Below are 13,085 nucleotides of genomic sequence, written 5' to 3'. Positions count from 1 at the left end.
CTACGGAAGGAAATGCAATCAGCGCCTGAGCGCAAGTCGCGCAACCAGCCAGCTGACGATCATCACCGCGAAATCCACGACAAGCCACTGGCGCAGGATACCGGTGTCCGATGTTTCGAACGGAAGATGATAGAGGGCCAACCCACCCAGACCGTCAGGCAACGATACAATCAGCAGAGCCGTTACATTGTTGGCAAAATGCATGGCGATTGCGGGTCCCAGCGTCCCTGCTCTGGCGGTGATGTCGGCACTAAGCAGGCCAAAGACAAAGGCCCAAACTGCGATCAGGATCGCATTGTCACCGGCCGCAAGTGGTGCGTAGTGCCCGACAGCAAAAATCAGGGAGGGTACACCCATCCAAATCCAAGGGGCCCTGAACCGCGCGGCCAGCGATTGTTGCAGGAACCCGCGGAACAGAATCTCTTCGGCGCTGACCTGAATAAGGACAGCCACCAGCGCAAGCGGCAACAGCAGCAGCCACCTGAAAACCGGCAGGTTTGGCTCCAAGGGCGGTCCCATATCGTATGGGGGCAGAATAAAAAGCATGGCGCCCAGCACCAAAAGCGCCCGCAGAACCCGCCAGAAATGCCGAGCAGTCAGAATCCGCGGCCCGACCACCGAGATCAGTTTCCGGTGCTGCACCTGTCGCACGGCCAATCCGACGCCCAGCGTGGCAAAGGCGAAACTGGAAAGGATGACCAGCAGCGCCAGGGCCGAGGACCCGTCTTCGAAACCGGACACCAATTCGGCCGAACCAAACGAGGTTACAGCGGCAAGGAGAACCAAGTTGAGTGCCAGAACGACGACCGTGATGATCGCGAACCCGACCAGCAGCCGCCAAAGTTCGGGATAAGCCCTGGCCGGCGCCACCAGGATTTCGTGCGGGGCATAGGCCGGGTGTGGCTGCGGGTCGCGCATCCTAACCGCCCGCCCCGGTCTCGGCTTCGGGTGTCAACGGGGTGTTCGACAGCAACAGTCGTTCCGAGACGGTTGTCAGATACCCGGCCACCGTTTCGAGAAGGCGCATCGAAACAGCCGCGTCACCCTCTACCACGGCGCGCAGCTCTTCCGCGCCGATCCGCAGGAACGAACAGTCGGTCATTGCGACGAGGTCAAGTTGCCGAGGCGCGCCGGTGATGATCGACAGGTCGCCGATCAGGCGGCCTGGCTCGACGACGGAGATGTTGCGCTTTTCGCCGTCCGGCATCGTCCATTCCAGGCTCGCCTGCCCGGAGATGCACAGATAGGCAGCGTCGGGCGTTTGCCCGCGCGAGAATATGGTCTGCCCCGCCGCCGCGTCGTACCATTGTGCCGAAAAAGCCAGCAGACGCTGGTGTTTTCCGTCAAGCCTCGAAAACAGTTCCGTTGCCGAAATGATCTTGAGTTTTCGGCTGAAGTCTTCGGGTTGTTCGTCATCCGCCTCGACCTTGGAACGCGATACACCGTCGATTCGGCCGTCCTTGATTTCCACGTACATGTCATAGGCCTCGGGATGGCCAAAATGATCTTCCATGAAGATCATGACCGAGTCGGGAAGCAACTCACGCAGCTTGAGACGCGTACGCAGACGGCTTTCCGAATCGTGGCTGGCAAGGACCTTGTCCAGAATCAGGATGTCGGGCCGCTTGATCGCTGCCCGTGAAAACGCGGCACGTTCCTGGAAAACCGTGGGCAGGTTGGCCCCGCCAAGACCGGTCGGCAGATCGTAGATGATGGCCGCCAGGCGACGGGTGAGGCCGGCCTCGATCAGGACTTCGGCTACGGCATCCTCGATCTCTTCGGCATGTGCCCCGGCCATCAGCGACACGCGGCCATACAGGGCATTTTCCATGACGGTCAGGCGCGGCACATAGGTTTCGGGTGCCACGGGAATGAACAGCCCGTCGAAAGATGCGTGCAGGTTTTGGGCCTGCGTGCGCCGGATCGACAGGATCTTTTCCTTGTACTCCTCGGGGAAACTGGGGCCGATCTGTTCGGCGGTCAGCATGAACGGCACCGTCAGCAACAGTGCCATTTCACGTTCGGACAGGGTTGCCTCACCTTTCGACATGCGGCGTTCGTCGATGTCGAGCAGTCGGTGGTACATGTCCTTGGACATGCCCAAGCGCAAGAATAGCGGGTGATCCGTCCCTTCGCGGCCGAATGTTTTGCGCAGCGTGCTGAGAACCGCCGTCGCGATGCTCAGGGCGTCCTTGTCCAGATCATGGGCCCGCAGCATGGCAAGAAAACGTGCGTCCCCGGCCAGGATGTCCGGTGAGATGTTGCGCGACGGTGAGGCAAACAGCAGGTTGCCCCCCAAAGGTACGGCCGGGTTGAACCGGTTCGGATCGAACCGGTAAACGTATTTGTCCAAGCCCTTTTCCTTGAGACGCGCCGCAACCTTGTCGCGCGCATCCACGATCGCCTTGGCCAGATGGGGGTGCAGTTCGGGATCGAATTGCGACCGTAACGTCCGCCGGAACATGAATTCGTCGATGCCCATCGCCTCGACCAGTTCGAACCACCAATCCCGGATCTCGTCGATGCTCTGCAGCCCGGCAAGGCGTGGGTCGACCCATTCGTCCTCCAGCAGGTCCGGCGAGTTGCCGGCGCGTACGGCTTCGACCTGATAACGTGATGGGGCCTTCTGAGCCTCGGCCTCGTGCTGGGGATGTGGACGCAAAGGCATCAGCAGGTTGTCCCCAAGCGTGCCGTTGAACAAGTAGGGTCGCGAGTGGGCATAGCCGACACGGGCGGCGATCACCGCCTGATGGAGTTCGCGAAGGTTGTGCCCAGACAGAAGGACCTCGCCCTGAACCGGCAGGATCTCGCGGATCAGCAACTGGGCCAGCGCCTGTCTTTCCGAGTCGTGCGAGGCCTTGATGGCTACCCGAGCGCCCTTCGGGATCGTCAGGTCGATGTCTTCAAGGATCAACTTTCCGTCCTCGTCGCGCACCGTGACATTGCGCAATTCGATGTCGCCCTGCAGGTGCGGGATGCTCTCCGGCTCGCCATAGAACAGTTCTTCGGGGATCATGTTCTCGGGCGCAAATCGTTCGGTGACGACCTGCCAGCGCAACGACATGTCCTGAACCTGATTGTAATAGGTCAGCAGATCGCGCCAAGGGCCGCTGAGGTCCTTGTACGCCCCCAGCGCCGCAACCAGCGCACCGACTGTTACTTCGCCTGTGATCGCGAGATAGCCGCCGACCGAATAGAACAGGAACGGCGTCATCTGCGTGATCAGGTTGTTGAGGAACTTCATGAAGAATTTCTTGTTGTAGATCCGGACCCGGATATCGAACAAGGTTCCCAGGCGATGACTGAACTGCGCAAGCCGATAGCGCCAACCACCATTCGCGCGCAGGTCGCTGATACCGGCGGCGGTTTCGCCGATCTCGGTGCTCAGGTGACGGATTTCCTGAATACGGTCCTTGTTCAAGAGGTTGATCTGGCGCTGCAGGCGCGGGATCAGCCAGGCTTGCAGCGGGATCAGCGCGATCGAGGCCAGCCCGAACCAGACGCTCTGCATGAACAGGAAAGTGACAATCGTCATCATCTGACCGAACTGGAAAACCGGCTGGGCGATCGCGTCGCCCATCAGTCCGCCCATCGGTTCCGCTTCGGACGATATCATCGACACCAGCTCGCCCTGGCTTGTGGTCGAGAAATACGGCTTGGGGAAGCGCAGCATTCGGCTGATCAGGGTGAATCTGAGCCGACGCAACATGCGTTCGGCCAGGATCCCCTTCATGGTGTTGATGCGCATCTTCATGAGGCCGCCAGCCAGCACGGTTCCCAAGAAGGCAAAACACAGGATCAGCAGGTATTGGACCTGGGTCACCTTCGTGCCGAACAGCGTTACCGTGTTTCCGGTCGCACCGATGGCGTCGTTGATGATCTGCTTGGGCAGTTCAAGCGAGGCATAGAGAAACGGAAACGAAAGTACGGTCAACAGCAGCAGAATGAACTGCTGTTTCTTGGAATGTTTCCAGATGAACGCGAATAGGGTGGGTTCCATGCCCCGGCCTCGTCTTGTTTTTTGGACTGCGGCCCGTTGCGGAGGATCCACGGCGACCGGGTGACTGACGGTAAGCTTTGCCCCGTGCTATTTCAAGAACGTGCCCCGGCGTGATCTTGCAAAAATCCGGCCGGCACGACCGGCGTCGTTCACAATTCGGAAATTTTGCAGTGCTATCTGTCGAAGGCGGGTTTATTCCGCCCGCGGAATCCGACTAAAGAGGTGCAGTTTCAAGCACTGGGCACATGAGCAGACTTCTGGATCGGTATTTCAGCCGCAAGGCAGTTGGGCACTGGAAACGGACGGCGCAGAACGCGCCGCACGAAGACCTGCCCCTGCTTCGCCAGCAGCGTGATCAGGCGCGAGTGCTTCGCGCCCAACTTGATCAGCTGATTCAGATTGCGGACGGGCGCCTGACCCGCCCGCATATCGGCACCCAGAATTTCCCCAGACCGCTTGGCACGGATTGGGCCTGGCGCCCGGATTTGTGGGGCAGCCCCCTGCCCGTTACGGGCCTGGTATCATTGTCTCGCAAGGCGCAACTTGATGACAGCGTGGCGCTTTTCCATGACTGTCCGCTGGCCGAGATTGCAGTCCGGCAAATGCGCAACAGCGGGGAAAAGGACCTGGCGCCTTTCAGCCTGGCGATCGACGTATTCAGCTTTCAAGGCTCGTTCCTCTCCGTGTCTGTCGAACTTCCGGGCAGCGCCGCCGAGGGTCTGACGCGGCAACACCTGGTCCGGACCCATGTGACGGTCGACAGTGAACGCCCGGCCGAGGTCTTTGCCAGGCTGAATATCCAGAATGGACCGAATACCGAGCAGGTGCTGCGAAAGCTGGAACCGAAAGATGCGACATCCGACATCGATTTTGATCTTGCGCATCTGTCCTTGAACGAACGTCGCATCGAGAAGATGTGGCTGGACCTTATCATCCAGGATCCTGGTATGAACCGTGTGGTGCTGCGGGATTTGACCCTGTGCCGCCATCATCGCGCTGACTTGTGAAAGGAAAGGCCATGGTGGAAACAAAACTCGTCCCGATCCGGTTCGAAGACGGCGTATGGGAAGGCCACTTTTCAGGAAGTACCGCACCCCAACTTGAAGCCCGGTACCGGGATCAGACCCTGCAAGGTATCGACGTTTCCGATGCCGAAGGTGGCTGGCATGTTCGGGTTCCCGTTCCAACGGCCCTGTTGTCCGAAGGTGTACACAGTGTGATTATCCTCGACAGCGCTTCACAGGAAAAAGTGGGTGACATCACCGTAATCGCGGGTGCGCCGGCCGTAAGCGATATCCGAGCCGAGATGGACCTGCTGCGCGCCGAACTTGACCTTCTGAAGCGCGTGGTGCGTCGGTTGAGCACTGATCAGAGTTGATCGGGCAAAAGCCTGCAGGTTCAACGTAGTCGAAGCCTGTTTGGATGCATTCCTATCTTTTTCGCTGAATTCATGCATGATTGAGCCACCAAGGAAACTCAGGGGGCCGAATGGAACGTGACAGCATTATCAAAGTCATAGCGCTGATGGTAACGGCGTTTGGCATCGGCATAGACTTTACCGGTGCGCTAATGCTGGTGCCGGCGATCGAAAACTCGTTTGATGCCGATATCACGAGTACTCAGTGGGTGTTGAACATCTACGCGTTGTTCTTCGCCATGACCATGGTCGCCGGCGGCCGGCTGGGCGACATGTACGGTCATCGCAAGATCATGATCATCGGATTGTCGCTGTTTCTATTCGCCTCGGTCATTTGTTTCGTATCTCCCAGCCTTGATTTCCTGATCGGCGCACGCGCGCTTCAAGGTATCGGCGCGGGATGCGTGTGGCCGTGCACGCTGGCCTTCGGGGCCACGAGGGTATCCCGTGAGGAACACCGTGCGATGGTCATGGGTTTGATCCTTGCCGGTGTCACGACGGGCAACGTATTTGGTCCGATGATCAGCGGGTTTGTCGCCAATCTTGGGGATTGGCGCCTGTTCTTTCTGGCAAATGTCGTCTTCTCGTGCATCTCGATGGCCACGGCAGTCCTGCTGATGCAGCCTGACAAGACCCACAAGACAGGTGAGCACATCGACTTTACCGGAATGGGTGTCCTTTCTTTTGCTGTCCTTCTGCTGCTGTACGCGCTGGATGTCGGATCGGACTGGGGCTGGCTGTCGGTTCCGCTGATGTTTCTGTTTTTCCTCAGCGCGGCGCTGTTTCTGTTGTTCCCACGCGTGGAGAAACGCGTGAAAGAACCGCTATTGCTGCCGCAGATGATGCAAAATCCGCAATTTCGCATCACCTTGGGTCTGAACATGTTCAACGTCTCGGCAGTCTTTGTGGGATTGCTGTATTTTCCGCAATACATGCAAAAGGTTCTTGGCTGGTCGGTATTTGAATCCGCTCTGGGCCTCGCGCCGCTGACCGTTCTTTTGGCTGTCGGGTCGATCGTGTCTGGCACCTTGTACAATGATTTTGGACCCAAGCGCCTGCTGTTCTGGGGGTATCTCTGCGCTACGATAGGCGCGGCCAGTGTCGTCGTGATGCCGGCCGGGCTGGGGTATTTCCATATTCTTCCGGGGATGGCTCTGATCGGGTTGGGAGCGACACTGACGGTTGGCCCGTCGGGCACCGCCGCCGTTTGCGCCGTCAAGCCCGAACGCGCCGGCCTGGTTGGCGGTCTGAGCTTCATGGTGCACTTGGTCTATGGCGCCATTTCGGTCGCCTGCGCGACGGCCATCATGTACATGGTCAGCCTGTCCAGCTTCCGCGAGCACCTTGCCAAAGCTGGCATCGACATGTCCCTAGCCGATCAAAAAGCCATCAATGGCGGTACTTTGACGACCAAGACCGCGCAGGCTGTCATGCAGAAATTCAGCGCGCCCGAGGCCGAAAAGATCAAATCCGCGTTGTCGATGGCCTTTGACAGCGGGATGGACATGGCTTTTGTCTTTTCAACGCTGTCGGTGTCGATAGGGCTGGTTCTGGCGCTGATGCTTGACGAAAAGAAACTGCACAAAATCGAGAGCTGAGCCAAAAGAAAAGGCCGCGGAAAACCGCGGCCCTTCGGCCATTGTTTGCGCAGCTTACTGCGATGCCCGCTCTGTCGGATTGAAGGCGGACAGGCCTTTGAGAATGTCGATCGCATAGGCCAACTGGTAGTCTTCGTTGCGCAGTTCGGCGGTTTCTTCCGCTTTGGTGCGGTCTTCCTCGATCTGGCGGATTTCATCCTCGGTCAAACTGTCATTGTTCAGGCTGCCCCGCAGGTCGGCCTCGGACCGGGTGCGGGCGTTGCTTTCTTCCTCTTCCTCAGCCTCGGGACGGACGCGGGGCTGTTCCACGATGATGTCGGGGCTGACACCCAAAGCCTGGATCGACCGACCCGACGGGGTGTAGTAGCGCGAGGTGGTCAGACGCATCGCCCCGTCGCCACGCAGCGGCATCACGGTCTGAACCGATCCTTTGCCGAAGCTTTTGGTGCCGACGACGATCGCGCGGTGGTGATCCTTCAATGCACCTGCAACAATTTCGGAAGCCGACGCCGATCCGCCGTTGATCAGCACTACGATCGGCTTGCCCTGGGCAAGATCACCCGGGGTTGCGTTGAAGCGTTCACCATCTTCGGGATTGCGCCCACGGGTCGAGACGATCTCGCCCTCGTTCAGGAATGCGTCCGATACCTTGATGGCTTGGGTCAACAGCCCGCCTGGGTTGTTGCGCAGGTCCAGAACAAAGCCGTTCACCTTGTCGATGCCGCCAGCTTCGGCGATCTGCTTTTCCATGCCCTCTTTCAGGTTCGGGAAGGTCTGATCGTTGAAGGTGGTCACACGAAGCACCACGCTGGCGCCTTCGGTGCGGGCGCGAACGGCGGTCAGTTTGATCGTGTCGCGGATGATGGTCACATCGAATGGGTCGGGTTCGCCTTCCCGCACGACGGTGATGACGATTTCCGAACCGACCGGGCCGCGCATCAGGTCGACTGCCTTGTCCAGCGTCAGGCCCAGGATGCTTTCGCCGTCCACATGAGTAATGAAATCGCCGGCCTCGATGCCCGCTTCGTCCGCAGGCGTGCCGTCAATCGGCGAGACGACTTTGACGAAGCCATCCTCTTGGGTGACCTCGATGCCCAGCCCACCGAATTCACCGCGCGTCTGCACGCGCATCTGCTCGGCGTCGTCCGGGGAAAGATAGCTTGAATGCGGATCCAGCGACGTCAACATGCCGTCGATCGCAGCCTCGATCAGTTCTTCGGGGGCGACTTCCTCAACATACTGGGCGCGGATCCGTTCGAAGATGTCTCCGAACAGGTCAAGTTGTTCATACACTCCGGCCTTGTTATCGGCCTCTTGCGCCAGCAGTGGCCCGGCGATCTGGGTAGTCGCAATAATCCCTGCCACGGTGCCGGCCAGACCGGCCATCACAAATCTCTTCATACTCGTCTATCCATCCTTGTCAGGCCGGAACCATGATTCCGGATCCACGGGGCTATTGTTCTCTCTTACCTCTATATAGAGCGTTTCTGGACGATCAGTTCCAGTGCCATCACCGCTTGTTGACAAAATCGCGCCGATTTCTGGTGTTTGACCGGGCATCAGGCCCACTGGTGTTCCTTCGGGGATCACCTGACCGGGGTCCCCATACACCTCCTGAAGGCCGGAGAAGACAAAAAGCAAACCGGGCTGCGGTTCCAGGATCACAAGGTTTCCAAGGTCCAGAAGCGGCCCTCGGTATCGGATCGTGGCCGCTGTGGGCGACAGCACCAATGCACGTGGTCTGGTTCCCAGTACAAGCCCCGGACGCGTGACCCCTGCGGCGTCCGTTTCGCCGGAACGATGGAGTATGACGCCTTGGGTCGGCAGCGGAATCTGTCCTTTCAGTTGGGACACATCCACGTTCGAGGCTATGATTTCTCCATCCGATATCTCAGATAGACCGTTGGCGAAACCATCCAGAGTCTCCGTTGATGAGATCAGGATGGCTGTCCGTACCGGGTCTTCAATGAAGCGGCGCGGCAGGTCGGTACGGTCCGCTATGGCCTCGCTCAGCTTCGTCCTGGCGTTCTGCACGCCTTCCAACCCTTCGGTCAGCGTGTCCGCAGCGCTTTGTTGCAAGCGGCGCAGGGTCTGCACCTCGTCCAGATCCCGGGCCAGCGCCTGGGCTCTGGTGTTCAGGCCAGGGGTGACTTCGGACAGCATCATCCCGGTGCGCGCCGCCCCCAGCGGCCCGGCCGGGTGCAGCATCAGAACCGGTGGCGCCGTGGTTTCGATGGTTTGCAGCACGCCCAGCAACTGGCGGATTTCGCGTTCGCGCGCGTTCAACTCGGCGGTCAGCTGGCTTTCGCGCAAAGCCGCTCGGCGCAGCCCGTCGCGCATGGCGGCCAGCCCGGCCTCGTAGGCCTGGATCGTCTCGGTCAGGGCACGCACGCGGTCGCGGGCGGTTTCGGCCTCGGTCAGCGCGATCGAGGCCTGTTCCAGCATCTGCGCTGCCTCCAGTGCCGCCTGCGCGGGGTCCGGCGCGGCCCGGACCGCCTGCCCCGCCATCAGGGCCGCCAGAAGAAGCGCGCGCAGCCTCATGACAGCAGGCTCTGACCCGTCATTTCCGGCGGCTTGGGCAGGCCCATCAGGTCCAGCACCGTAGGCGCCAGATCGGACAGGCGACCTTCGCGCAGGGTTGCGCCCTCGGGTCCGCCAACCAGCGCCACGGGTACCGGGTTCAGGGTGTGAGCGGTATGCGGCCCGCCTGTTTCGGGGTCGATCATGGTTTCGCAGTTGCCGTGATCGGCCGTCACGATCATGGCACCGCCTGCCTTTTCAAGCGCGGCGACCACGCGGGACAGGCCTTGGTCAACGGCCTCGCAGGCCTTGATCGCGGCCTGCAGGTCACCGGTATGGCCCACCATGTCGGGGTTGGCATAGTTGGTGACGATCAGGTCATAGCCGCCCTCGATCGCCTCGACGAAATTGTCCGTCACCTCTCCGGCCGACATCTCGGGCTGCAGATCATAGGTCGCCACCTTGGGCGACGGGGCCATATAGCGATCCTCGCCGGGCTCGGGGGTTTCCTTGCCGCCGTTCAGGAAGAACGTGACATGGGGGTATTTCTCGGTTTCGGCCAGGCGGAACTGGCGCAGGCCCTGCTTGGCAACCCATTCGCCCAGCGTGTTCACGATCTCGCGCTTGGGGAAAACGGTCGTCATGTAGGCATTGTGGCCGTCGGAATATTCCACCATGCCCAGCAGCGCCGACAGGTGCGGGCGCGGGCCGGTGTCGAATTCGGAAAATCCCGGTTCGCCGATGGCGCGCAGGATCTCGCGTGCACGGTCGGCGCGGAAATTGAGGCAGAAGAAGCCGTCGCCGTCGCGGACGCCCTCGTAGCCGGGCAGAACCGTGGGCGCGATGAACTCGTCCGTTTCGCCCCGGTCGTAGGCGGCCTGAATCGCAGCGCTTGCGGTATCAGCCCGCGCGCCTTCACCTTTGATGATCGCGTCATAGGCGCGACCGACCCGTTCCCACCGGTTGTCGCGGTCCATGGCATAATACCGCCCCGAGACGGTGACGACGCGCGCGTTCGCAGGCAGGCGGCGCTCCAGCTCGGCCAGGAAGTCCAGCGCCGATTTCGGGGCCACGTCGCGTCCGTCGGTGATGGCGTGCAGCGCCACCGGCACGCCCGCCTCGGTGATCGCTGTCGCGGCGGCGACGATATGGTTCAGGTGCCCATGCACCCCGCCATCCGAGACCAGCCCCATCAGATGCGCGATTCCGCCCGCCGCCTTCACCTTGGCGACAAAGTCCTGCAGCGCAGCGTTTTCAAAGAACGAGCCATCCTCGATCGCAAGATCGATCTGGCCCAGATCCATGGCCACGACCCGCCCGGCCCCGATATTGGTGTGCCCGACCTCGGAATTCCCCATCTGGCCGCTGGGTAGACCCACATCCGGGCCATGGGTGATCAGCCGCGCGTGCGGACCCTTGGACATGATCGCGTCGAAGGTGGGCGTTTGGGCCAGATAGGGCGCGTTGGCCTGCGTGTCGTCGGACAGGCCCCAACCATCAAGGATACACAGGACGACGGGTTTGGGTGCGCTCATGTCGGATCTCCGATAACTGCTCTTGTCCGTTCTTCTATCCCCTGCCCGCCGCATCGTGAACCGCCTTTTGCGGCGATGCGCCCCGCGTCGGGCTATTTCCTGATCTGCTGCCAGTGCCGCGCCTTGCGGCCGCGATACTTGACCGTCAGCTCGGGCGGTGCGTCGCTTTCGTCATAGGCGCCCAGGATAACGCCCTTGCCGCGACTTTTGGTGCGCATCTCGACCAGCTCGGCCGTCGAGCGCGTGGTACGCTGCGACGGACGCCGGGCCCAGGCGAACAGATGGTCGTACATCTGCGCGATTACATCCGCATGGGCCGCGCTGTCGCCCAAATCGGTCAGCTCGCCGGGGTCGTTTTCCAGATCGAACAGGATCGGGCGGAACCCGCCTTCGCAATGGATCAGCTTCCATTTTTTCGTGGCCACCATGAACATCGCCGCATCGCGCACCGAAACGCCCAGCGTTTCCGCGATGGGCGAGGCCGAATAGTCGTATTCGCAGATCACGAATTTGCGCGGGGTCTCGGCCGCCTGCCCGTGCAGGATGGGCAGCAGCGAGTGGCCTTCCAGAATATGGTCGGGCACCGCACCGCCCGCGACCTCGACGAATGTCGGGGCCAGGTCGATCGACTCGACCAGCGCGTCGCAGGCGGTGCCGCGCGTGGCATCGGCCTGTTCGGACGGGTCGTAGATGATCAGCGGCACCTTGGTCGAAGCGTCGTGGAAGAACGTCTTTTCGCCCATCCAGTGATCGCCCAGAAAATCGCCATGGTCCGAGGTCAGCACGATCATCGTGTCGTCCATGCGGCCGGTCTGGTCCATCCAGTCCAGCAACCGCCCGATCTGGTCATCGGCCTGCTTGATCAGGCCCATATAGGAGGGGATCACGGCCTCGCGCACATCCTGCCGCCAGAAGGTCTGACCGATCTTGGTGTGCATGAAGGCGCTCAGCACGGGATGCGCCTCTGCCCGTTCGGCCTCGGACCGGTTGGGGGGCAGAACATGCCCGGGCCCGTACATCGAGGCATAGGGCTCGGGGACGATATAGGGCCAGTGCGGTTTGATGTAGCTCAGGTGGCAGCACCACGGGCCGTCATGGGTTTCCATGAACTCCATGCCGCGCGTGGTCAGATAGGGGGTCTCGCTATCTTCTTCGGCGATGTTCGCGGCCTGCGGCGCGTTTTTCAGGAACCAGCCGGACAACACGTTTCCATCGGCATCCAGACCGGAATTGGCAAAGTCGTGCCAGGGGTTGTCGCTGTCATACCCCTTGTCAGCCAGCCAAGAGTTATAGGCGCGGGCCCCGTCGGGGTCATAGAACCCGTCGGGGCCTTCGGGGCGCATACCGTCGTCGCGCTCGAATACGTCGAAACCGCATTCGGCCACGCGCGCGCCGATCAGGCTGTCGGGTTCCAGGCCCAGCCGCGCCATGCCCTCGGCGTCGGCGCGCATATGGGTCTTGCCGACCAGCCAGCAGTCCATCCCCGCCTTGCGGAGATGGTCGCCCATGGTCAGCTCACCCACCTTCAGCGGGATGCCGTTCCACGAGGCGCCATGCGACTGCACATAGCGCCCGGTATAGGTGGACATGCGCGAGCTGCCGCAGATCGGCGACTGGATATAGGCCCGCGTGAACCGCACGCCGCGCGCGGCCAGCCGGTCGATATTGGGCGTGTGCAGATGTGGATGGCCGTAACAGCTCAGGTAATCCCAGCGCAGCTGGTCGAACATGATGAACAGGATGTTGCGGGCCTTGGCCATTCAGTGCTGCGCGCCCTGGCTTTCCATCTGCTCCACCATCCGGCGGGCGCGCTTGCAATGCAGCTTGTCACGCAGGGGGCTGTTGGGGTCCACGTCCTTTTGGCACACCACGCATTTGTCGGCCCCCGAAATCGCGTTCAATCCGCCGCAACTGCCTTTGATGGTCTTGCCCATCAGCATCACGCCCAGCGACATGCCGACCATGATGATCAGCAGCAGAACAAACGCGAGGATAAAGGTGCTCATCGGCCGGCC

At 61.0% G+C, this 13,085-nt stretch carries 10 protein-coding genes; 3 read left to right on the top strand and 7 right to left on the bottom strand.

The genetic code is table 11. From position 1 onward, the window contains the following. Nucleotides 1–18: 18 nt before the first annotated feature. Complete coding sequence (locus tag ACR0MM_RS14290) at nt 19–918, bottom strand: CPBP family intramembrane glutamic endopeptidase (RefSeq protein ID WP_480696904.1); 900 nt, start codon at nt 916–918, stop codon at nt 19–21. A gap of 1 nt (nt 919) precedes the next feature. After that, the gene (locus ACR0MM_RS14285; protein WP_480696902.1) at nt 920–4,000 is read right to left on the bottom strand and encodes an ABC transporter transmembrane domain-containing protein; all 3,081 of its coding nucleotides are present in this window, start codon (nt 3,998–4,000) and stop codon (nt 920–922) included. A 245-nt stretch (nt 4,001–4,245) separates the two neighbouring features. Between ACR0MM_RS14285 and ACR0MM_RS14280 the strand changes: the two genes are divergently transcribed. From ACR0MM_RS14280 to ACR0MM_RS14270, 3 genes are all read left to right on the top strand, one after another. Further along, nucleotides 4,246–5,007, top strand: coding sequence for a DUF6478 family protein (locus ACR0MM_RS14280; protein WP_480696900.1), 762 nt, complete (start codon nt 4,246–4,248; stop codon nt 5,005–5,007). A gap of 11 nt (nt 5,008–5,018) precedes the next feature. After that, nucleotides 5,019–5,378, top strand: coding sequence for a hypothetical protein (locus ACR0MM_RS14275; protein WP_480696898.1), 360 nt, complete (start codon nt 5,019–5,021; stop codon nt 5,376–5,378). A gap of 110 nt (nt 5,379–5,488) precedes the next feature. Next, complete coding sequence (locus ACR0MM_RS14270) at nt 5,489–7,015, top strand: MFS transporter (RefSeq protein ID WP_480696896.1); 1,527 nt, start codon at nt 5,489–5,491, stop codon at nt 7,013–7,015. A gap of 54 nt (nt 7,016–7,069) precedes the next feature. On the opposite strand, the gene ACR0MM_RS14265 is transcribed toward ACR0MM_RS14270, so the two are convergent. The 5 genes from ACR0MM_RS14265 to nqrM form a co-directional block, all read right to left on the bottom strand. Further along, nucleotides 7,070–8,416, bottom strand: coding sequence for a S41 family peptidase (locus ACR0MM_RS14265; RefSeq protein WP_480696894.1), 1,347 nt, complete (start codon nt 8,414–8,416; stop codon nt 7,070–7,072). Nucleotides 8,417–8,422: 6 nt separating this feature from the next. Continuing rightward, a complete protein-coding gene (locus ACR0MM_RS14260) occupies nt 8,423–9,556 on the bottom strand; it encodes a murein hydrolase activator EnvC family protein (protein ID WP_480696892.1) in 1,134 nt (377 codons plus the stop codon). Beyond that, entirely contained in the window at nt 9,553–11,070 is a 1,518-nt protein-coding gene (gpmI, locus tag ACR0MM_RS14255; RefSeq protein ID WP_480696890.1) for a 2,3-bisphosphoglycerate-independent phosphoglycerate mutase, read from the bottom strand. The genes ACR0MM_RS14260 and gpmI overlap by 4 nt, the downstream gene beginning before the upstream one ends. Nucleotides 11,071–11,162: 92 nt before the next feature. Continuing rightward, complete coding sequence (locus ACR0MM_RS14250) at nt 11,163–12,830, bottom strand: sulfatase-like hydrolase/transferase (protein WP_480696888.1); 1,668 nt, start codon at nt 12,828–12,830, stop codon at nt 11,163–11,165. Next, nucleotides 12,831–13,076, bottom strand: a complete 246-nt coding sequence (nqrM, locus tag ACR0MM_RS14245; protein ID WP_170341485.1) for a (Na+)-NQR maturation NqrM — start codon at nt 13,074–13,076, stop codon at nt 12,831–12,833. Between the last annotated feature and the right edge of the window lie 9 nt (nt 13,077–13,085).

The sequence above is a fragment of the Ruegeria sp. BC6 genome (assembly GCF_056539185.1).
This window is presented reverse-complemented; position numbering and strand designations above follow the sequence as displayed.

Excerpts from the sequence above, each read along its gene's own strand:
- ACR0MM_RS14290 (WP_480696904.1), bottom strand. The coding sequence starts at position 918 with ATGCGCGACCCGCAGCCACACCCGGCCTATGCCCCGCACGAAATCCTG.
- ACR0MM_RS14285 (WP_480696902.1), bottom strand. The coding sequence starts at position 4,000 with ATGGAACCCACCCTATTCGCGTTCATCTGGAAACATTCCAAGAAACAG.
- ACR0MM_RS14280 (WP_480696900.1), top strand. The coding sequence starts at position 4,246 with ATGAGCAGACTTCTGGATCGGTATTTCAGCCGCAAGGCAGTTGGGCAC.
- ACR0MM_RS14275 (WP_480696898.1), top strand. The coding sequence starts at position 5,019 with ATGGTGGAAACAAAACTCGTCCCGATCCGGTTCGAAGACGGCGTATGG.
- ACR0MM_RS14270 (WP_480696896.1), top strand. The coding sequence starts at position 5,489 with ATGGAACGTGACAGCATTATCAAAGTCATAGCGCTGATGGTAACGGCG.
- ACR0MM_RS14265 (WP_480696894.1), bottom strand. The coding sequence starts at position 8,416 with ATGAAGAGATTTGTGATGGCCGGTCTGGCCGGCACCGTGGCAGGGATT.
- ACR0MM_RS14260 (WP_480696892.1), bottom strand. The coding sequence starts at position 9,556 with ATGAGGCTGCGCGCGCTTCTTCTGGCGGCCCTGATGGCGGGGCAGGCG.
- gpmI (WP_480696890.1), bottom strand. The coding sequence starts at position 11,070 with ATGAGCGCACCCAAACCCGTCGTCCTGTGTATCCTTGATGGTTGGGGC.
- ACR0MM_RS14250 (WP_480696888.1), bottom strand. The coding sequence starts at position 12,830 with ATGGCCAAGGCCCGCAACATCCTGTTCATCATGTTCGACCAGCTGCGC.
- nqrM (WP_170341485.1), bottom strand. The coding sequence starts at position 13,076 with ATGAGCACCTTTATCCTCGCGTTTGTTCTGCTGCTGATCATCATGGTC.